17 protein-coding genes are annotated in these 19,631 nt (G+C 63.3%); 7 read left to right on the forward strand and 10 right to left on the reverse strand.

Translation table 11 applies throughout. The annotated features are described in order from the left end of the window. Positions 1-14 precede the first annotated feature (14 nt). Complete coding sequence (locus HU751_RS21835; RefSeq protein ID WP_186733139.1) at positions 15-575, reverse strand: carboxymuconolactone decarboxylase family protein; 561 nt, start codon at positions 573-575, stop codon at positions 15-17. 102 nt (positions 576-677) lie between these two features. Here HU751_RS21835 and HU751_RS21840 point away from each other — a divergent pair, with 102 nt between their 5' ends. Beyond that, on the forward strand, positions 678-1,592 hold the full coding sequence (locus HU751_RS21840; protein WP_186733137.1) for an AraC family transcriptional regulator: 915 nt from the start codon (positions 678-680) through the stop codon (positions 1,590-1,592). Between the two features lie 12 nt (positions 1,593-1,604). Here HU751_RS21840 and HU751_RS21845 read toward each other — a convergent pair whose 3' ends face one another. The 4 genes from HU751_RS21845 to HU751_RS21860 all read right to left on the reverse strand — a co-directional run bounded on the left by HU751_RS21845 (position 1,605) and on the right by HU751_RS21860 (position 5,918). Beyond that, positions 1,605-2,483 carry a DMT family transporter gene (locus HU751_RS21845; RefSeq protein WP_186733135.1) on the reverse strand — a complete coding sequence of 293 codons (879 nt, stop codon included), beginning with the start codon at positions 2,481-2,483 and terminating at the stop codon, positions 1,605-1,607. 167 nt (positions 2,484-2,650) lie between these two features. Then, entirely contained in the window at positions 2,651-4,750 is a 2,100-nt protein-coding gene (locus HU751_RS21850) for a putative bifunctional diguanylate cyclase/phosphodiesterase (protein WP_186733133.1), read from the reverse strand. Positions 4,751-4,891: 141 nt separating this feature from the next. Next, complete coding sequence (locus HU751_RS21855) at positions 4,892-5,392, reverse strand: GNAT family N-acetyltransferase (RefSeq protein WP_186733131.1); 501 nt, start codon at positions 5,390-5,392, stop codon at positions 4,892-4,894. A 106-nt stretch (positions 5,393-5,498) separates the two neighbouring features. Beyond that, complete coding sequence (locus tag HU751_RS21860; RefSeq protein ID WP_186733129.1) at positions 5,499-5,918, reverse strand: RidA family protein; 420 nt, start codon at positions 5,916-5,918, stop codon at positions 5,499-5,501. A gap of 141 nt (positions 5,919-6,059) precedes the next feature. Here HU751_RS21860 and HU751_RS21865 point away from each other — a divergent pair, with 141 nt between their 5' ends. Next, the gene (locus HU751_RS21865; protein WP_186733128.1) at positions 6,060-6,809 is read left to right on the forward strand and encodes an SIR2 family NAD-dependent protein deacylase; all 750 of its coding nucleotides are present in this window, start codon (positions 6,060-6,062) and stop codon (positions 6,807-6,809) included. Between the two features lie 71 nt (positions 6,810-6,880). On the opposite strand, the gene HU751_RS21870 is transcribed toward HU751_RS21865, so the two are convergent. Then, positions 6,881-7,348 (reverse strand): FAD/FMN-containing dehydrogenase, encoded by a 468-nt coding sequence (locus HU751_RS21870; protein ID WP_186733127.1) that lies wholly within the window; start codon positions 7,346-7,348, stop codon positions 6,881-6,883. A 61-nt stretch (positions 7,349-7,409) separates the two neighbouring features. Beyond that, complete coding sequence (locus tag HU751_RS21875; protein ID WP_186733125.1) at positions 7,410-8,024, reverse strand: LysE family translocator; 615 nt, start codon at positions 8,022-8,024, stop codon at positions 7,410-7,412. A gap of 112 nt (positions 8,025-8,136) precedes the next feature. Here HU751_RS21875 and HU751_RS21880 point away from each other — a divergent pair, with 112 nt between their 5' ends. The 3 genes from HU751_RS21880 (at position 8,137) to HU751_RS21890 (ending at position 11,919) form a co-directional block, all read left to right on the forward strand. Next, positions 8,137-8,589: an Lrp/AsnC family transcriptional regulator gene (locus tag HU751_RS21880; RefSeq protein ID WP_186733124.1), complete on the forward strand. Its 453-nt coding sequence runs from the start codon at positions 8,137-8,139 to the stop codon at positions 8,587-8,589. A 394-nt stretch (positions 8,590-8,983) separates the two neighbouring features. Beyond that, complete coding sequence (locus HU751_RS21885; protein ID WP_186733122.1) at positions 8,984-10,396, forward strand: purine-cytosine permease family protein; 1,413 nt, start codon at positions 8,984-8,986, stop codon at positions 10,394-10,396. Positions 10,397-10,566: 170 nt separating this feature from the next. Then, the gene (locus HU751_RS21890) at positions 10,567-11,919 is read left to right on the forward strand and encodes an SPFH domain-containing protein (protein ID WP_186733121.1); all 1,353 of its coding nucleotides are present in this window, start codon (positions 10,567-10,569) and stop codon (positions 11,917-11,919) included. Between the two features lie 2,072 nt (positions 11,920-13,991). Here the strand turns inward: HU751_RS21890 and HU751_RS21895 are convergent. After that, complete coding sequence (locus HU751_RS21895; RefSeq protein ID WP_186733120.1) at positions 13,992-15,389, reverse strand: PAAR domain-containing protein; 1,398 nt, start codon at positions 15,387-15,389, stop codon at positions 13,992-13,994. Between the two features lie 178 nt (positions 15,390-15,567). Continuing rightward, on the reverse strand, positions 15,568-16,797 hold the full coding sequence (locus HU751_RS21900; RefSeq protein ID WP_186733118.1) for an acyl-CoA dehydrogenase: 1,230 nt from the start codon (positions 16,795-16,797) through the stop codon (positions 15,568-15,570). 139 nt (positions 16,798-16,936) lie between these two features. On the opposite strand from HU751_RS21900, the gene HU751_RS21905 reads away from it, so the two are divergent. After that, positions 16,937-17,878: a LysR family transcriptional regulator gene (locus HU751_RS21905; protein WP_050706105.1), complete on the forward strand. Its 942-nt coding sequence runs from the start codon at positions 16,937-16,939 to the stop codon at positions 17,876-17,878. Positions 17,879-17,923: 45 nt separating this feature from the next. Continuing rightward, positions 17,924-18,142: a DUF2970 domain-containing protein gene (locus tag HU751_RS21910; RefSeq protein ID WP_028691446.1), complete on the forward strand. Its 219-nt coding sequence runs from the start codon at positions 17,924-17,926 to the stop codon at positions 18,140-18,142. 406 nt (positions 18,143-18,548) lie between these two features. On the opposite strand, the gene HU751_RS21915 is transcribed toward HU751_RS21910, so the two are convergent. Further along, the gene (locus HU751_RS21915) at positions 18,549-19,625 is read right to left on the reverse strand and encodes an ABC transporter substrate-binding protein (RefSeq protein ID WP_186733117.1); all 1,077 of its coding nucleotides are present in this window, start codon (positions 19,623-19,625) and stop codon (positions 18,549-18,551) included. Positions 19,626-19,631: the final 6 nt, after the last annotated feature.

The raw sequence follows: 19,631 nt of genomic DNA on the forward strand, positions 1-19,631 counted from the left end.
GCATCAGGCCTCGATCAGGCCGAAGGCTGCCAACGGTACTTGCTCAGTTCGTCATTGAGCGGCGTCTGGGCGAACACATTAGCAAAGTTGCACAGGGTTGCGAGGCTCACACCGAGAATCACTTCCAGGGCGTTGCCTTCGCTGAAACCAGCGTCACGGAACGCCTGATAGGTGGCATCGCCGACGTTGCCGCGGGTGGCGATCACTTCACGGGCGAATTCGGCCAGGGTTTCGTAGCGAGCGTCCGGCAGCTCGCCGCGGGCGCGCAAGGCATCGACCACTTCCTGGGGCAGCTTGGCCTTGTTCAGGGCCACCGCGGTGTGGCCGGCAACGCAGAAATCGCAGCCGTGCTGGGTGGCGGCGATCAGCTGCACCACTTCGCGCTCGGCCAGGGTCAGCTCGGACTTGCCGTTGAGCGCCGAGACGGTGACGTAGGTTTCCAGCGCCGCCGGGGCGTTGGCCAGGATGCCCAGCAGGTTGGGGATGAAGCCGGAGTTTTTCTGCGCGTTCTCGAGGAACGGGCGGGCGGCTTCCGGAGCGGTCTGCAGACTGTGTAGAGTGATGCGCGCGGACATGGAGTGGTCTCCTTTGATGTAGGTCGCTACAGTCTGTTGGTTATAAGAAGTAGCATCCATATTCATCAGTCGCCTTTCCTTGCTCCAGAGTCCTTGCATTAGATGATTTCTTCCAGCCCCCTCGTCGATTGGTTATTAGAAAGCCTGGAGCTCGACGCCAGCCTGTTCCATGTAGGCCGATACTGCGGCGGCTGGCACGCCAGCACCCAGGGCATGGGCCGGGCCAGTTTTCACCTGGTGGTGCAAGGCCATTGCTGGCTGCACATCGATGGCCAGGCGCAGCCGCAGCGCCTGGAGAGTGGCGATGCAGTGTTCCTGCTGCGAGACCTGGCCTATCGGCTGTCCGGCGACCAGGATGCCGCCGACGCCTGCGCCCAGCCGCGCCGTACCATGCAGACGCTGGACCTGGAAGCGGGCGATGGCGTGGGGCTGGTCTGCGGGTTCTTCCACTTCCAGTCGGGGCTGTCGTCGCTGATCGTCGACGGCCTGGCGGACTGGATCCTGCTGCGCGCCAGCGACCCGGCCGGCAACGCGGCCCGGGCGTTGTTCGGGCTGATCCTCGAGGAGTGCCGGCGCCAACAGCCTTCGCAGGCGCTGCTCGAGCGCCTCACCCACCTGTTGTTCCTGTATGTGCTGCGCCAGCAGGTGCATGCTGGCCTGTCACTGGGCGGCTTGGTCGCCCTCGCCCGCCAGCCGGCCTTCGCCGGCCTGCTGGAGCGCTTGATCGAAGAGCCGGGGCAGGCCTGGACGCTGGAAAGCATGGCCGCCTCCACGGGGCTGTCGCGCTCGGCGTTCTTCAAGCGCTTCAACGAACTGGCCGGGCAATCGCCGGGGCAGGTGCTGCTGGCGCTGCGCATGCGCCATGCCTGCCAGTTGCTCAAGGCGGGCAATACCGTCGAACAAGTGGGCGCGCAGGTGGGGTATCAGTCGGTGGCGGCCTTTACCCGGGCGTTTGCCAAGGCCGTCGGCGTGCAACCGGGGGCCTATCGCAAACAACATGAAGGGCGTGCCGGATAAAGGGCATGCCCCTCAGACCCGCCGCTGCATCCAGGCCGCCCCCAGTCCGCTGAGGCAGATCACCGCGATGCCGACCAGGCTGGTGCCGTCCGGCACCTGGCCGAACACCACCAGCCCCAGCAGCCCGGCGAACACGATCTGGCAATAGCTGAACGGCGCCAGCAACGCCGGCGCGGCATGGCGGAACGCCTGGGTCAGCAACAGGTGCGCGGTCATCCCGCAGCCGCCCAGCGCCAGCATCAGCGGCACATGGGACCATTGCGGTGCCTGCCAGAAGAACGGCACCAGCGCCGTCATGATCAGGGTGTTGCACAACCCCGCATAGAAGTTGCTGGTGGTCGGGCTGTCGTGGGCCGCCAGCTTGCGCGTGAGCAACTGGTAGAAGCAGAACCCCAGCGCCGAGCCGAAGGGGAACAGGATGGCCGGGGTGAACATCGCCCCGCCCGGGTGCACCACCACCAGCACGCCGATGAAGCCCATCACCACCGCCAGCCACTGCCCCGGCGTCACCCGTTCCTTGAGCAGCGGCACCGACAGTGCGGTGACCAGCACCGGCGCGAGGAAGTTGACCGAGGTTGCCTCCGCCAGCGGCAGGTACTGCAACCCGGCGGTGAACAGCAGGCTGGTGCTGAGCAGGCTCAGCGCGCGCAGGGTCTGCAGCAGCGGCCGGCGGGTACGCAGCACCGCGAGGCCCGCCTTGGGCAGGAAGATCCCGGCCATCAGCAGGGTGTGCACCAGGTAACGCACCCAGACCACCATGATGATCGGGTAGATCCCACCGAGGAATTTCGACAGTGCGTCGTGGCTGGCGAACAGGAAGGTAGCCACCACCACCAGGGCGATGCCGCGCAGCGGCTGGTTGACTCCGGACAGCGGCGAACTGGAACTCATGAGGCTCTCGGGCGATGGCCCCGGCATGATGCCGGAGCATGGGCGGATTCTAGAAGAGATCCCGTGGGCGCGACAAAGCCTTGTGGTCCAACTGGTACATTTTGTTCGCTGATCGACCACTTTTGCCTAAGCGCTGCATGGCCTCTGTAGGACCGCGCAGCGGCCTGTCAGGCTCGCGGCAACACCTGCGTCAAGCGCTCGCTCGCTGGCGCCGGTCGGCCGTACAGGTAGCCCTGGAAATGCGAGCACCCCTCGGCCAGCAGACGCTCCATCTGTTCGGCTGACTCCACCCCTTCGGCCGTGGTCTTGATCATCAGGCTGTTGGACAGCTCGGTGATGGCGCGGATGATCGACATCGCCTCGCGGCTTTCGCACATGTCGTGGACGAACGACTTGTCGATCTTGATCCGGTCAAACGGGAACGAGCGCAGGTAGCCCAGCGAGGAATACCCCGTGCCGAAATCGTCGAGGGAAATCGACACACCCAAGTCTTTCAGCGCCCGTAGGGTGCGCACGTTCTCCTCGCTGTTGCCCAGCAGCACCGACTCGGTGATCTCCAGCTCCAGGCGCGTGGCCGGCAGGCCCGAGTCGGCCAGGGCCAGGGCCACGGTATGCACCAGGTTGGCATTCTTGAACTGCACCGCCGAGAGGTTGACCGACACCGTCTGCTCGGTGCCCCAGCTGGCCGCTTCCTGGCACGCCAGGTTCAGCGCCCGGGCGCCGATCTCGTGGATCAGGCCGGTCTCCTCGGCGATGGGGATGAAGTCCATGGGCATGATCATGCCGCGGCTCGGGTGCTCCCAGCGCAGCAGGGCCTCGTAGCCGGTGACGCTGGCGCTCTGCTGGTCCACTACCGGCTGGTAGTGCAGCTGCAACTGGCCCAGATGCAGCGCGGTGCGCAAGTCAGTCTCGACCAGGCGGCGTTGACGAGCCGCGACATCCAACTCGACATGGAAGCACTCGTAGCGGTTGCGACCGTTGCGCTTGGCCTCGTACAGGGCCATGTCGGCGTAGCCGAGCAGCTGCTCGGCCTGGTCGTGGTCGTCGGGCGCGACCGCCACGCCGATACTCACCCCCACGCTGAACTGGTGCCCTTCGATATGGAACGGCGGGCAGATCGCCTCGATCAGGCGCTGGGCGGTGTTGCGCGCCGCATCGCCGGTCTCCAGGCCCGACAGCACCACGGCGAACTCGTCACCACCGAGCCGGGCCAAGGTGTCGTGCTCGCGCAGCTCGCGGCGCAGGCGCTTGCCCAGGGCGCGCAGCAGCTTGTCGCCGAAGGCGTGGCCGAGGGTGTCGTTGATGTTCTTGAAGTTGTCCAGGTCCAGACACAGGGCGGCGGTCAGCTTGTCGCTGTCCTCGCCGCGCAGCAACGCCTGCTTGAGACGCTCGTGGAACAGGGTGCGGTTGGGCAGCCCGGTCAGCGCGTCGTGATGGGCCATGTGGTGGATCTGGGCGTGGGCGGCCAGCTCCTCGGTGGCGTCCTCGGCGACGAACAGCACGTAGTCCCCCTGCCCTTCGCGGTTATCGCAGAGCGTGGCCCGGCTGCGCAGGGTACGCGGCCCCATGGCGGTGTCGACCCGTGTTTCGGCGGCGTAGCCCTTGGTGCTGCGCGCCCCGCGCGCCAGCTGCTGTTCGAGGTAATCGACGGCCGCCGGCACCAGGCACTGGTCCGGCAGCTGGCCAACCATGCGTGTGCCCTGACGGCCGAACAGGCGCTCGGCCTGCTGGTTGGCCAGGAGGATCTGCTGGCTGTGCAGGTCCTGGACAATGACGCTGGCAGGGATGTTGGCGATCACCGAGTCGAGGAACTGCGACAAGGTGGTCATCTCCTGGCTGTACTGTTCGGCCAGCTCCTTGGCCTTGAGCAGCTCCAGCTCATGCTGGCGGCGCTCGGAGATGTCGCGGGTGATCTTGGCGTAGCCGATCAGCTGGCCGCTGTGCTCATCCTTGATCGGCTCGATCACCACGCTGGTCCAGAAGTGCGAACCGTCCTTGCGCTGGCGCAGCCCTTCGGCCTGGAAGCGTCCTTCGTTGCGCGCGGTGTCCAGGCTGAGCGCCGGCAGGCCGGCATGGCGGTCCTCGTCGGTATAGAACACCGAGAAGTGCTGGCCGATGATCTCCTCGGCCTGGTAGCCCTTGGCCCGCTGCGCGCCCGGGTTCCAGTTGGCGACGATGCCCTCGGGGGTGAGCTGGTAGATGGCGTAGTCCGCCACGCTCTGGATCAACAACCGGTACATCATGTCGGGGTTTGCGGCGAGCGGCATGGGAATGACCTGACTCCTTCACAGCAGGAATAGGAAACCTCCGGACCGTATGTCGGAACAGTCCGAAATAACCAAGTGCTGGCATTATGCCGCTCGACGCAGGAATTTTGTGAAGTGCATCACAAAAAATCTGTGGCCGCGTCAGTGCCGCTGCCGGGTCACCAGGAAGTTGCGCAGTTGCGGCTCGTCATCCAGCGTAATCTCCCGCACCGGACGCGGCAGGTTCGCCAGCACGGCCTGGCAGAACGCCAGGGCCGGGGCATCCTCGGGATAGCAACGCACCAGCCAATCGCAGTCGCCTTGACACAGTGTCTGCCGTGCCACCGCCAGGCCCACGCCCTGACGGCGGTACTTCTTGAGGATGAACAGGTCGGCCAGCTCGCAGGCCTCGATGCCGGGCAGTTCGCTGCGCTCGACAAGCATGAAGCCGGCGATGAAGCCGTCCACCAGGATCAGGCTGGCGCTCCAGCCGGGGGATTGCCAGTAGCGGGCGAAGTGCGGCTCGTGGATGTAGAAGCGCCCGTCCACCTCGACGTCCTCGTGCTCCCAGTCTGAGGACTCGTAGGCATAGAACTGGTAGAGGTTGCGCACCAGTTCGGCGTGCTCGGGGCCGGTCTGGTGCAGTTCGACAGGGACGGTCATGGTGCAGGCTCGATTCAAATCGTGAGTCTACCAGCCCATCGTGGACCAAGGTCTTGCACGATGGTTTGGGCTACCCCCTGTAGGGCCTGATGACCGCAGCGATCGCTCACGCCTCAGGCAGCGCCGCCACCGCATCCACTTCCACCAGCATCCCGTCCAGCGCCAGACGCGGGACCGGAATCAGCGTGCAGGTCGGCGTCATCCTGCCACCCCAGGCGCGCTCGGCCTCGGCTACCCACTGGCTCAGGCGCGCCTCGGAATGGTCGACCACCAGCAAGGTGAGCTTGAACACGTGCTCGAGGGTGGCCCCGCGGGAGGCCAGGGCGATCTTCAGGTTCACCAGGGCCTGGCGCGCCTGCTCGTCGAAACGCGCCGACAGGTTGCCCAGCAGGTCCTCGCCGCCCTGCCCGGCGATGTACAGCAGGCGGCTGCCGGCACGCACTTCGGCGACATGGGAATAGGCGTTGCCACTGGGGTCGTAGAGGCCTTCGGGGTTGCTCAGGGCGAAGGCGGCTGGCTGGGTCATGGTATCGCTCCGTCGATGGAATGAGCGGCCGAGTATCAGACCTCAGGTTAAGTCGAGGTCAAGCCCTCGATTCCCCAGTGCTTGTCGCCTTTTCGCCCCACTGGCACAGTGGCGCCCTCGCACCGTCGTCCTGGAGCCCCCATGCCGTTCGATCCAACCTTGCTCGCCCAAGCCCGCCACGTGGTGGTGTTCACCGGCGCCGGCGTCTCAGCGGAAAGCGGCATCGCCACCTTCCGCGACAAGCTGACCGGGTTGTGGGAGCGCTTCGACCCGGCGCAGCTGGCCAGCGCCGAAGGCTTTCACGCCGACCCGGCGCTGGTCTGGGGCTGGTATCAGATGCGCCGAGCAGGGATCGCCCGGGCCACGCCCAACCCCGCCCACCTGGCCATCGCCGCGCTGGCGGCGCGGGTGCCGAAGCTGACCCTGGTGACGCAGAACGTCGACGACCTGCACGAGCGCGCCGGCAGCCACGATGTGCTGCATTTGCATGGGCGGCTGGACGCGTTCCGCTGCCTGGACTGCGCACGTCCGGCGGACGGGCCTGTGGTCCTGCCCGAGGACGCCCTGCAAGGCCGGCGCATCGAGCCACCACGCTGCAGCCGTTGTGCCGGGCCGCTGCGGCCCGGGGTGGTGTGGTTCGGCGAGATGTTGCCGGAGCAGACACTGGAGCAGGCGTTCGACGCCGCGCAGCAATGCGATGTGCTGTTGTCGGTAGGAACGTCCGGCGTGGTGCAGCCGGCGGCCTCGATTCCACGGCTGGCGCTGGCGGCAGGGGCGACGGTGGTGCATGTCAATCCACAGCCTGCGAGCGAGGGGCATCCGCAGGAGTTCGCGTTGGCCGGCAAGGCGGGCGAGGTGTTGCCTGATTTGATTCGCCAGGCGTTTTCCTGAACCTGCCGCTGACGGCCCTTTCGCGGGGCAAGCTCGCTCCCACGAGGCTCGCCCCCCACAAGGCCAACGGCTCAGTGGCTGGCCTGCTCCAGCGCCGCTTTCAGGTCATCGGCAGCGGCATAGGTCTTCTGCCCGACCAGCACACCTTTGTCCAGCGAGAGCCACAGCACCTTGCCCTCCTCCCCGGCATACCGAGTGGCGACCTGGCCTTCACGGTCCAGCAGCACCCGGTAGCTGTAGTCGCGCATGGCCGGGATGGCGAACAGCTTGCTGATCAGCGCCGGCATACGCTGGATATCCGCGACGAACACCGCATTGCGCGCCTCCAGATAGCCCTTGGGTTGCTCGGCCAGGGCCGCCTTCACCAGCTTGGCGCCGTCCATGTCGCGGGCGACCAGCAGGACGCGGGTGTCGCTGACCAGGGTGTAGGGCTGGTCGTACTGGTCGAGCAGGGTCCAGGGCGCGAGGGTTTCCCCGGTCTGCACGGCATGGGCCAGCAATGGAAGCAGGCTGAGCAGGAGTGCGGCGGCGTATTTCATGGTTGGCGATTCCGATTCATGAGGGCCGTCAGCATAGCCCAAGCCGCCGCCGTTGACAGGTTCAGCGCAATTGCCCGGCAATCAGCCCCACGGCGATCAGGATCATCACGCCGCCGGACAACCGCCCCACCACCCGCGCCGCCGCAGGCCGGGTGCGCAGCACGGCCTTGGCGCCGTAGCCGACCATCAGGTAGATCACCAGCGAGCTGCCCAGGTGCACCAGCCCCAGCAGCAGGATCTGCAACGGCAGCGGCCAGCTCGACTGCGGGTCGGTGAACTGCGGCAGCAACGCCAGGAAAAGCAGGAAGACCTTAGGGTTGAGACCGCTGACGCACAAGCCCTTGAACGCCCAGCGCGACCCCGAGTCGCGCTCGCCGCCCTCGCCCGCCTCGGGCACCGACGGGCTCAACAGCAGGTTGCCGCCCAGCCACAGCAGGTAGAGGCAGCCGGCCAGGGTGAGCAGGGTCAGCGCCAGCGGATGCCCGGCGAGCAAGCTGCCGACCCCGGCCGCCACCACCAGGGTGACGAGGAAATGCCCGGACAACATGCCGGCCACCGCCGGCACCACCCAGCGCCCGCGCATGCCGGCCGAGATGGCATAGGCCCAGTCGGCACCGGGGGTGATCACGAACAGCAGGGAAACGGCCCAGAACGCCGCCAACACACTCATGGTCATGTCGACCCTTCCTTTCACGCAGGTTTCGGTGAAAGAAAGACTACGGATATCGCCCGGGGATTTTCTTTCGTATATTCCCTCTACCACGCCATAGACTGGAAGATTCTCCCCCATGGACCGAACTGATCGAAAGATCCTTGCCGAGCTGCAAAAAGACGGGCGCCTGTCGGTCACCGAACTGGCCGACCGCGTGGGCCTGAGCCTGTCGCCCTGCCACCGCCGCCTCAAGGCGCTGGAGGAATCCGGCGCCATCCTCGGTTACCACGCCCGACTGGCCCCGGCGGCCCTGGGCCTGAACTTCGCCGCGCTGGTGTTCGTCACCCTGCGCGAAGTGACCCGCCAGCCGGTGGCGGACTTCGAGGCGGCGCTCGGGGAAATCCCGCAGATCGTCGAGGCCCAGCGCCTGTTCGGCGATCCGGACTACCTGCTGCATGTGGTGGCCAGGGACCTGCCGGCGTTCCAGAAGCTGTACGACGAACAGCTGACCAGCATTCCCAATGTCAAACGCCTGAGTTCGACGCTGGTGATGAAGGAGGTGATCCAGGACCGGTTGTTGCCAATGTAGCCGACCGCCCAGTCCGTTGGGCCACGCTATCGCGCAGGGAACAATGCTGCAAACATCACCAGCGTGGGAGCGGGCTTGCCCCGCCATCACTGCAATTGCCCGCCACCGGCATGCCCGGCTATCGTGCATCACGCACCACGACGGGGCCTCCGCACTACCCTCGCACAACGCCCAGTCCCCACCCGTCAGGGCCTCCCGCCACCTGGCACCGTCCTTGCTCCCGTCCCCCGTTTAACCTTTTGCCAGCCTTAGGTTTTTTAAGGTTCATGAGCACAAATTTACTAATTTCTCGATACCCGCCCACCCCGCATCATCGCTCCAACAAGAACGCGTCGCCCCTTGCCGGCACGCACCCGGGCCTCCCCCGATGCCCCACCTTGCCTTGGAGTCAGTCATGACCAGTGCAGCCAATTCGGCACCCCTCATCGAGAAACACACGATCGGCTACGTGCCGCCGCAAGACCGCCATGGAAAGGTAAGGGATCTGTTCACACTGTGGTTCGGCGGCAACATCGCACCGTTGCCCATCGTCACCGGCGCGCTGGGCGTGCAGCTGTTCCACCTCAACCTGGTCTGGGGCATCGTCGCGATCCTCGTCGGCCACCTGGTCGGCGGCGTGCTCATGGCCCTGCACTCGGCCCAGGGCCCGCAGATGGGCATCCCGCAGATGATCCAGAGCCGTGCCCAGTTCGGCTCGCTCGGCGCCCTGCTGGTGGTGGTGATCGCCGGGGTCATGTACATCGGCTTCTTCGCCTCCAACATCGTCCTGGCCGGCAAGTCGCTGCACGGCGTGGTCGACAGCGTGCCGGTGCCGGTGGGCATCGTCATCGGCGCCCTGGGCTCGGGCATCATCGGCATCATCGGCTACCGCTTCATCCACGTGCTCAACCGCATCGGCACCTGGGTGCTAGGCATCGGCATCGTGGTCGGCTTCGGCTACATCTTCAGCCATGTGCAGAGCGACGACTTCCTCACCCGCGGCGGCTTCAACCTGGCCGGCTGGCTGGCCACCGTGTCGCTGGCGGCGCTGTGGCAGATCGCCTTCGCCCCCTACGTGTCGGACTACTCGCGCTACCTGCCGGCCAACGTGAAGGTGTCCTCGACCTTCTGGACCACCTACCTGGGCTCGGCCCTGGGCTCAAGCCTGTCGTTCATCTTCGGCGCGGTCGCGGTGCTGGCGATCCCGGCCGGGATGGACACCATGGACGCGGTCAAGCTCGCCACCGGCACCCTTGGCCCGCTGATGCTGGTGCTGTTCCTGCTCAGCGTGATCAGCCACAACGCCCTCAACCTGTACGGCGCGGTGCTGTCGATCATCACCCTGGTGCAGACTTTCGCCTACCGCTGGATCCCCACCGCCAAGAGCCGCGCCGTGCTGTCGCTGATCGTCCTGGCCGCCTGCTGTGTGGTGGCGGTGTTCGCCTCGGCGGACTTCATCGGTCACTTCGTCGACATGGTGCTGGTGCTGCTGGTGGTGCTGGTGCCGTGGACGGCGATCAACCTGATCGACTTCTATGTCATTCACAAGGGCGACTACGACATCGACTCGATCTTCAAGGTCGACGGCGGCATCTATGGCCGCTACAACCCTCAGGCGCTGATTGCCTACGCGGTGGGCATCGCGGTGCAGATCCCGTTCATGAACACACCGCTGTATGTCGGGCCGGTGTCCGAACACATCAATGGCGCCGACCTGTCGTGGCTGGTGGGGCTGGCAATCACCTCGCCGCTGTACTGGTGGCTGGCCAGTCGCGACAGCGCGTATCGCCGTCGCCAGGTGAGTGCAAAGCTGGCGGCGGGGGTTTGAATCCGCCGGGCTGATGATCGACAGGAAGACCCGCTGCAGCGGGTCTTCTGCCATTGCCAGGCATGCTCACGGCTCATCAAGAAACATCCTACATCGCAAGCGGACCCAGCTGACTACTCCAGGCAAAACACCTTGGCGAGCATACGCACTTCCCGCACAAGGAGTGTCCCATGCAAAAATTGCCAGTCCCCGACTTCACGGTCCTGCACAAGAAACGCAAGCTGATTGCCGCCATCGCCCTGCCGGTGCTCGCCCTCGGCGCCATCGCCGCCGTGTTCAACGAAGTGTTCTTCTACAACGAAGCGGGCCAGATGACCCACGTGCGCACGATCTTCGGCGAGGAAAAGGTGGTCGAGGATGTCGGCTACGCGACCAAGTGGTTCGGCCGCAGCACGGTCTGGCGACGCACCATTGGCGTCCAGTCCGCCCTGCGGGTGGACAACCAGGAGGACAACCGCAGCGGACAACCTTCGGTGATCCTGGAAAACCTGCCGATCGTGTTCCTCGGCAACGTCGATGCCAAGGCCGAGTTCAGCACCCAGTTCCGCCTGCCCTCGGGCGATGCCTTCCTGAAGATTGCCCAGGAGTACCGCACCCCTGACAACTTCCTGCAGCGCGCCCTGCTGCCCGCCGTCAAGGAAACCCTGCAGGCCACCGCCTCGCTGATGAGCGCCGATGACTACTACGCCGGCAACCGCAGCCACTTCGGCGCCGAATTCGAGAACCAGCTGCGCAACGGCCTGTACCTGACCAGCCGCAAGGAGATTCGCGTACAGCGCGACAACCTGCCGGCACAGACCGCGATACTCCAGTCGGGCACCGACCAGGGCAGCTTCGGCGACAACTCCGCGACCCGCTTCGTCATCGAGAAGAAGCTCGACAAGGACGGCCAGGAACTGCGCAAGCAACAGCAGTTCCGCCTGTTCGGCGTCGAGGTCGTCGACGCCCGGGTGACGCACATCGACCCCAACCCCCAGTACCAGGAGCGCATGGTGAGGGTGCAGCAGGCCCTGGCCGAGCTGGCCGTGGCCCGGCAGAACCGGCTCAAGGAAGAAGAAGAGAAAGAGCTGGTCTCCGCCCGCGGCGCCAAGGACGTCGAGGCCAAGCGCCAGGAAAGCCTGCGCCAGCAGATCGAGCGCACCACGGAAGCCGAGACCGAGAAGCAGCTCACGCTGATCAACGCCGAACGGGAAAAACGCCGCGCCGAAATCGACAAGCAAACCGCCGAGTTGCTTCGTGACAAGGCCAAGGTCAACGCCGAGGCCACCAAGATCACGGCCGACGCGGAAGCCTACGCACGCGAGGCCTCGCTCAAGGCCGACGGCGCCCTGCAGACCAAGCTCGACGCCCTGGTGCAGATCAACCGCGCCTGGGCCAACGCCGCAGCCCAGGCGCCGGTGCCCAGCGTGATGATGGGAGGCTCCGACGCGGGGCTTGGTCGTCAGGACGAGATGGGCAAACTGATGAGCGTGCTCGCGACCAAGGCGGCGAAGGATCTGGTACTGGACCTCAAGACGCCTTGAGTAAACACCTGGCCACCGGGCCCCGCATTGGTACCTGAAGCTCTACCAATGCGGGGCGGATTTTCAGACCATTACCTCTCGGTCCTCGAAGATCATCATGACCTTGTAACCTTGACGAACGACGTTAGAAAAAACAGCACGCCCAGGCCAACAAGCAAGCAATAGCTACTTAACTTCATGCTGCATCTCAAGCCATTCGGAAACTCATTACTGTCTTCGAGATCCAACCAACCGCGACGAAGCCCTAGGGATGGCCATATAAAAGCGAGACTCATCGCACTCACGATTAGCATGCGCGACCTCAGCCTCGTCGCCCCCAGAGAAGAGCCTCATCTTCTAGACCTCGACTCCGACCAAATGCACGACACATGACATTGAATTGACCTGAACACGCAATGTAGACATTAATAATGACTCCAATAGCCAGCAACAGAAAAGGGACAATTAGCAAGACAAGCCTTAAGCTGACAGGCCATCCACTAAGGTCAATCATAATCAACCTCATAGATCAACTCACCCATCCACTCCCCTATACCCGAGCCACCCTCGGCACCACCAAATGAGCCAGCACCAACGACTGCGATACCACATAGGGCTTTACCCCATACACCAAAGTTACACTGCACGTCTAAACTCCACAAAGATCACAATAAGTGACATCCACCCCATACCAATCGCCATACAACACATTGCTGCCCTCATGCGTCTTTTGAGATAGATCGGAAACTCGCGATAGTCTTGCGGATCCAGATCACCTTGCCGCATAGATAACACCGGCCACATCAGGACACCTGTTATTGCACTAACCGTCAAGGCTCTAAATTTTAAAGTAACCCCCCACCTCGCTTAAGCTCCTCTAGCAGACATTTACTTCGCTGAAGGGCTGCACACATAACATCGAAGTGCCGCGAGATAGCGATGTGCACATGGATCGCCATACCTAACAGCATGATGAAGAAAGGTATCAGCAATGAAGCAACTTTCAGCCCTGCCGGCCAGTCACTCAAATCGATCACTCCCCTTCTCTCCCGGCTTTCACTCTCTCGAAAGAAGATCCCCGACCGCTGTAGCTCCGCAGTTTGACCCGCACGGCAAGCCTCATGAAATCTATTTTTTTGGTGTCCAAAAAAGGTAAATCCATCAGTCTGCTCGTGTGAACGTCAACAGCCAAATCGCAAGCACCAACCACAAAAACCCAACAAGAGATAGCCATGCGGAAACCACCATAAATCGCCGAAGATCATGAGGAAACCTCTTAATTTCCTCCTCTTCGAAAAGCCCTTTCCTAACCACATAAGACGGATAGAGAAACGCTCCACTTATCGTATTCACCAAATGCCATCTACATTTGAAACTCGCCTCATCAAAATACCGCCTCTGCTGCTCAACCCACACGCTTTTAGGTAGCGCCCCAATCACTTGGCGATAACATTTACCGCGAGCAAGAAAAATACTCATGATTAGCCCGATCAAACAGCATACAAATGGCACCCCCATGAATACAAAAGCCCAACCTGAAGACCAGAAACTACTCATTTCGCCCGCCATTCATATAAGAATTCCCCCAACCACTCGCCTCCCTTGCCAGTGCCTCCCGCGCCCGCTGCGCCGCAACCATCAGAGGAATAAGACGCACTTGAACCGCACTAGTGTAGCGTTTTGCAAACAGCACCTAAACATTCATGACTCTATGATCCTCACAAATGTCGTTAGGAAAAACAGCCCCCCCTAAGCCAGCCAGCAAACAATAGCTGCTTAACTTCATTCTCCATTTCAGGTAACTGGGAAATTCATCGCTATCTTTAATGCTCAACCACCCACAACGATGCCCAAAGGATGGCCATATCACACCAAGACTCATGGTGCTAACGATCAACATCCGTGACTTCAAATTTCTCGTACCCCATACAGCGACCTCGTCGTCAAGACCACTACTACGTCGAAAGGCATGACACATAACATTAAAGTGACGCGACCCTGCAATATAGGCATTGATAGCGACGCCGATGATCAAAAATACAAACGGAACAATCAGCAGTACTATCCGCAAACCGACAGGCCATCCACTGAGGTCAATCATAATTAACCTTGTAGATCAGCTCACCCAACCACTCCCCTGCATCCGCGCCGCCCTCGGCCCCTGCGAATGAACCAGCACCAACGACTGCGATACCGCATAGGGCTTTACCCCATACACCAAAATTACACACTACTTTTATCGCCAAGCCACTGGCACCACCACCTGCAACTCCTCCTGCCAAACCGCCTGAGAAGCTGCCTGTTTCGGTAAAGCGGATTTTCTTACAAGCCTCAGTCTCACCAGCTCTGCACACATCCTGGACTTTCAGGTAGGACGAGGTAGCTCCAAGCCCTATCGCCAGATGCCCGCCGTATTTTAAATACTTCGACATCTTCGCCACTTCATCCAAATGCGTCGCATACCCCGGTATCGCCCCCGGTGCACCTGCCTTTGACCAGTGATGCACGAGGCTTTTAGTAGAGACATTCAAGCTCTTACGCAGGCTTTCATGCCCACCAAGGTTCAGGTACTTGCCTAGAAACGCACTACGCAGCTGTGCATCCAGTTGCTGATAGAGCGCTCGACGCGATTCGAAGAATTGCCGGCTATTGAGATGCCCATGCAAGGTGAACTCGCGCTGATGCAGGCGCTCGAGCCCCTTGAGCGTATCCCCAACCTGCCCCAGCCCACGCGACAGCATGTCCTTGCCCACGCCCATGGATTGACTCGCGCCATTGAGCACTCCGGCAACCTCGCCAATGTGCTGCATCATGAAGTTGGCTTCCTGCTCGTCGAGCACAGCCAGTGCCTCCCGCGCCCGCTGCGCCGCAGCCATCAGGTCGGCCTCCGCGCGGGTACAGGCGTGGTGGTTGTCGGGATCACCGATGACGAAGATTTCACCCGCCTTGAAACCTTGGTCGAAGGTAGGGTTCAGGCGCTGGATGCGTGCAATAGGCAGTGTGCTGTCCTGCGCCAACAATTGCGCCAGTACCTGGGGGCCGGACATGCTGCGGGGAACGATATGAAAACCGGGTTCCAACCCGACATGCGCAGACGCGATGGCGCCAGGCATCTGTGCGTTGGCTGGGGCAGGGAGAGTGCGAGCACCGGGGACCGTCGCCGCGTTTGTCTGCCTGCCATGCATGGTATGACTGGACGGCGCCATTCCACCCAAAGGAGCAACCACCCTGTTACTGCCATTCGGGCAGCCACAGGCAACCAGGGAACCATCCATCGCCAGTGGCTGACCGTCGGAAATCCACCCGAGGTAGCCCTCTACAACAACGCCAGGTTGGCAGCAGAGCGGACATTCGGTAGTCGAGTCCCCGACCCGCAGGACCTTTCGCCCATCACAGATGTAACCCTCACCGCTGGCAATGCAGATTGCACCCGTGGTGGTGACATCGCCATCTACTGCCTGGCCTATCCCATCAAGACTGACGCGATACATGTGCAGGTTCCTTTTGCGCTGAAAGCTCAAGAACCTAACAAATGAAGCTCGCCCTGTTACCCGAGAAAAAGCGAAAGAGAACTTTCCTACTCTGCCTAGAGAAAAGTCTTAAAACCAACCCTGTAACCAGCCTGTTCAGGCGTGCAGCCGAACCTGAGCGGGCTGGTCACGATGCTCTTCAGTGCCCGCTACGCAGCATTTCCTTCGGCACATACTTGCCAATCTCATACTTGCCGATCGCCGCCCGGTGCACTTCATCCGGTCCGTCGGCCAGGCGCAGGGTGCGCTGCATCGCATACATGTACGCCAGCGGGAAATCACCGCTCACCCCGGCCCCGCCATGGATCTGGATGGCCCGGTCGATCACCTTCAGCGCAACGTTGGGCGCCACCACCTTGATCTGGGCGATCTCGCTGCGCGCTACCTTGTTGCCGACGGTGTCCATCATGTAGGCGGCCTTGAGGGTCAGCAGGCGGGCCATGTCGATCTCCATCCGCGAGTCGGCGATCTTGTCGACGTTGCCCCCCAGCCGCGCCAGGGGCCGGCCGAAGGCAGTGCGCTCGACCGAGCGCTTGCACATCAGCTCCAGGGCGCGTTCGGCCATGCCGATCGAGCGCATGCAGTGGTGGATGCGGCCCGGGCCAAGGCGGCCCTGGGCGATCTCGAAGCCGCGGCCCTCACCCAGGAGCACGTTTTCATAAGGCACGCGCACATTCTCGAACAGCACCTCGGCATGACCGTGGGGCGCGTCGTCGTAGCCGAACACCGGCAGCGGGCGGACGATCTTCACCCCAGGTGCGTCGGTGGGCACCAGGATCATCGAGTGCTGCTGGTGGCGCTGGCCGTCCGGGTTGGACAGGCCCATGAAGATCATCACCTTGCAGCGCGGGTCGCAGGCGCCGGAAGTCCACCACTTGCGGCCGTTGATCACCCACTGGTCACCGTCGCGCACGGCGGTGGCGGCCATGTTGGTGGCGTCCGAGGAGGCCACGTCCGGTTCGGTCATGGCGAACGCCGAACGGATCTCGCCGCGCAGCAGCGGCTCGAGCCACTGGCGTTTCTGCGCCTCGCTGGCGTAGCGCACCAGCACCTCCATGTTGCCGGTGTCCGGCGCCGAGCAGTTGAACGGCTCGGGCCCCAGCAGCGAGCGCCCCATGATCTCGGCCAGTGGCGCGTATTCGAGGTTGGTCAGCCCCGCGCCGTACTCCGACTCCGGCAGGAACAGGTTCCACAGCCCCTCGGCGCGGGCCTTGGCCTTGAGTTCCTCGACGATCGCGGTGGGCTGCCAGCGGTCGCCCTCGGCGACCTGGCGCTCGAACACCGGCTCGGCCGGGTAGACGTATGCATCCATGAATGCGCTGACGCGCTCGCGCAGTGCCTGGACCTTGGGCGAATAGGCGAAATCCATCGGGGCTACCTTCAGTCAATGAAGAACATGGACCTGAGCCTAGAACAGCCACCCTTCATCCACCTAGTCTATTTTCTACGTGTATAAACATTCATAACCAATATATGATCACCCGATAACTCCAACAAAGAGCGGCGCCATGAACCTCAGCAAGGTCGACCTCAACCTGTTCATCGTCTTCGACGCCATCTATACCGAAGCCAACCTGACCCGCGCCGGGCAGATCGTCGGCATCACCCAGCCGGCGGTGTCCAACGCCCTGTCGCGCCTGCGCGAGACCTTCAACGACCCGCTGTTCGTGCGCACCGCCCAGGGCATGGTGCCCACGCCCATGGCCCAGAACATCATCGGCCCGGTGCGCAACGCGCTGTCGCTGCTACGCACCTCGGTGCAGGAAAGCCGCATCTTCACCCCGCTGCAGGCCAGCAAGACCTTCCGCATCAGCATGACCGACCTCACCGAGGCGGTGATCCTGCCGCCGCTGTTCCAGCGCCTGCGTCGCCTGGCCCCGGCGCTGGTGATCGAGAGCTTCCTGTGCAAACGCCGCGAGACCACCAAGGAACTGGCCGCCGGGCGCCTGGACTTCGCCGTCGACGCGCCGCTGAACACCGACCCGCAGGTGCGCCACGTCAAGCTGATGCAGGACCGCTACGTCTGCGCCATGCGCCCCGGCCATCCGCAGGCCGACGGCAAGCTGACCCTGGACAGCTACCTGGCCATGACCCACATCCATATCTCCAGCCGCCGCAACGGCCTGGGCTATGTGGACCTGGCCCTGGGCAAGATGGGCGTGCAGCGGCGTGTCGCGCTGCGCTCGCAGCACTACCTGATGGCTTCGCAGGTGCTGCAGCAGACCGACATGGTCATGACCGTGCCCGAGCGTTTCGCCCGCCGCCATCAGTTGCGTCACCAGCCGCTGCCGGTGGAGGTGCCGGCGCTGGAGACCCACCTGTACTGGCACGAAAGCACCGACCAGGACCCGGCCAACCGCTGGATGCGCGAGCAGATCATCGAGCTGTGCGAACGGGTGGTGGCCCAGGACGAGCAGGAACAGGCGGATCCGGCCATGGCATCGGCCTGAGTCGCCTACACTGTGGGGGATTGCCTCTGAACCAGGGAGCCACTCATGGACGATCACCAACATGGCAAGCCACCGACCTTCTGGCAGATGCTGCAGAGCATCCTCGCCGCCGCCTTCGGCGTGCAGAGCGGCAAGAACCGCGCCCGCGACTTTACCTACGGCAAGGCCAGCCATTTCATCGTGATGGGGACGCTGTTCACGCTGATCTTCATCTTCGTGCTGATTGGCCTGGTGCAGCTGGCGCTGCACCTGACGGCGCGCTAGCCGCGCGAGGGCTTGCGCCTCTTCAGACCATGCACGCCCCTCTGTGGGAGCGGCCTTGCGTCGCGAAAGGGGTGCGAAGCCCCCCACGATTCGTGCATCAAGCTGATATCGCATGGAGATGCATGCATCGACCCAAACGCAATCCGCCCGCGGATATCCCTTCCGCGGGCGGTTCAGGTGTTACTCACGGTCTCGAGCAGTTTTCCGCTACTGATGGCTGACCCAGTACACCGCAGTGACCACCACCAGCACGATCAGACACAGGATCGCCCAGGCATCGACACTGCTGTCAGCTTTGCGGACCTTGGTAGAGTTTCCCATTGCATTGCCTCTTGTAGTGGTTATGGGAATGCACTTCACAAGCAGCAGTTAAGTCCAGCAATGCCCTTCCCTCAAGCAGGGGCTTTCAGTAGTCGACGGGTGACGTGAGAAAGGGGTAGCGAAAGTCCGTCGGCCTGCCCTCGGCACTGAAACGGTGGAAGTCGATGCCGTGGTTGTCCTGTTCCAGCAGCTTGAGCCAGCGTCGAGCCTTGTCCGCGTCGATCAACTGCAAGGCCGGCACGCTATGTTCACGCTGGCCGTCGCGCCCCACCGCCAGCCCCTGGGCGTCATCGTGCAACATGACCATGGCCCAGCCGCCCAGGGTGAAATGCCCGCCCATCAGCACGCTCAGGCGTCCGTCGATCCGCGCCCGCAGGGCCTCGGGCGAGCTGTTGACCGCACTGAACAGGGCATCGCGCCCCGGCACCTTGCCCAGCGCCTCGAACGCCTGCATGGCGCCGAACGCCATCTGGTCGTTGGCCGACCACACCAGGCGCGTGTCGGGATAGCGCTCCAGCAGCATCTGCGCCTGCTCGAAAGCACGCTGGCGGCTCCAGCCGCCATACACCACCTGGCGCAGGCGCACCTGGGGAAACTCCGCCAGCGCCCGGCGCATGCCCTGCACGCGCAACTGCGAGGCCGGCGTGGTCTTGACCCCGGCGAAGGCCAGCAAATCAACCTGCCCCGCGTCAGCCGGCAGCTGCACCGCCATCGCCTTGAGCATCTGGTAGCCGGCCTCCTCGTCGTTGCTGACCAGGGTACCGAGCACTTCGGGGTACTTGTCCGGCTGCGCCTGGATGCTGTGCGCCTGGCTGTCGGTGAGGCCGTTGTTGACCAGGAACAGCTTGACCCCGGTGCCCCGCGACAGGCGGATGATCTCCGGGGCGACATACTGCTCGTTGACCAGCACCAGGTAGTCCGGGCGCTGCGGTCCTTGCAGCACCTCGCGGGCCTGGGTCAGCGCGAGGTCGGCGCGGCGCTCGCTGTACCGCACGCGCAAGGCCATGCCCAGGTCGTTGGCGGCGGCCTGCATGAAGCGCGAGTAATCGACCCAGAACGTCTCGTTGGAATAGCCCGGGTTGAGGAACACCACGGACGCGGCCTGTGCGCTCGCTGCCAGTGGCAGGCTCAGGCACAGGCTCTGGCACAAGGCCTTGAGCATGCTGTT

It is taken from the genome of Pseudomonas peradeniyensis, from assembly GCF_014268935.2.
GTDB classification, from domain to species: Bacteria; Pseudomonadota; Gammaproteobacteria; order Pseudomonadales; family Pseudomonadaceae; genus Aquipseudomonas; species Aquipseudomonas peradeniyensis.

Bases quoted from the DNA above. Each gene is read 5' to 3' on its own strand.
- HU751_RS21905 (WP_050706105.1), top strand. From the start codon at position 16,937: ATGAACCTCAGCAAGGTCGACCTCAACCTGTTCATCGTCTTCGACGCC.
- HU751_RS21845 (WP_186733135.1), bottom strand. From the start codon at position 2,483: ATGAGTTCCAGTTCGCCGCTGTCCGGAGTCAACCAGCCGCTGCGCGGC.
- HU751_RS21915 (WP_186733117.1), bottom strand. From the start codon at position 19,625: ATGCTCAAGGCCTTGTGCCAGAGCCTGTGCCTGAGCCTGCCACTGGCA.
- HU751_RS21895 (WP_186733120.1), bottom strand. From the start codon at position 15,389: ATGTATCGCGTCAGTCTTGATGGGATAGGCCAGGCAGTAGATGGCGAT.
- HU751_RS21855 (WP_186733131.1), bottom strand. From the start codon at position 5,392: ATGACCGTCCCTGTCGAACTGCACCAGACCGGCCCCGAGCACGCCGAA.
- HU751_RS21885 (WP_186733122.1), top strand. From the start codon at position 8,984: ATGACCAGTGCAGCCAATTCGGCACCCCTCATCGAGAAACACACGATC.
- HU751_RS21910 (WP_028691446.1), top strand. From the start codon at position 17,924: ATGGACGATCACCAACATGGCAAGCCACCGACCTTCTGGCAGATGCTG.
- HU751_RS21865 (WP_186733128.1), top strand. From the start codon at position 6,060: ATGCCGTTCGATCCAACCTTGCTCGCCCAAGCCCGCCACGTGGTGGTG.
- HU751_RS21880 (WP_186733124.1), top strand. From the start codon at position 8,137: ATGGACCGAACTGATCGAAAGATCCTTGCCGAGCTGCAAAAAGACGGG.
- HU751_RS21840 (WP_186733137.1), top strand. From the start codon at position 678: ATGATTTCTTCCAGCCCCCTCGTCGATTGGTTATTAGAAAGCCTGGAG.
- HU751_RS21850 (WP_186733133.1), bottom strand. From the start codon at position 4,750: ATGCCGCTCGCCGCAAACCCCGACATGATGTACCGGTTGTTGATCCAG.
- HU751_RS21875 (WP_186733125.1), bottom strand. From the start codon at position 8,024: ATGACCATGAGTGTGTTGGCGGCGTTCTGGGCCGTTTCCCTGCTGTTC.
- HU751_RS21860 (WP_186733129.1), bottom strand. From the start codon at position 5,918: ATGACCCAGCCAGCCGCCTTCGCCCTGAGCAACCCCGAAGGCCTCTAC.
- HU751_RS21900 (WP_186733118.1), bottom strand. From the start codon at position 16,797: ATGGATTTCGCCTATTCGCCCAAGGTCCAGGCACTGCGCGAGCGCGTC.
- HU751_RS21870 (WP_186733127.1), bottom strand. From the start codon at position 7,348: ATGAAATACGCCGCCGCACTCCTGCTCAGCCTGCTTCCATTGCTGGCC.
- HU751_RS21890 (WP_186733121.1), top strand. From the start codon at position 10,567: ATGCAAAAATTGCCAGTCCCCGACTTCACGGTCCTGCACAAGAAACGC.
- HU751_RS21835 (WP_186733139.1), bottom strand. From the start codon at position 575: ATGTCCGCGCGCATCACTCTACACAGTCTGCAGACCGCTCCGGAAGCC.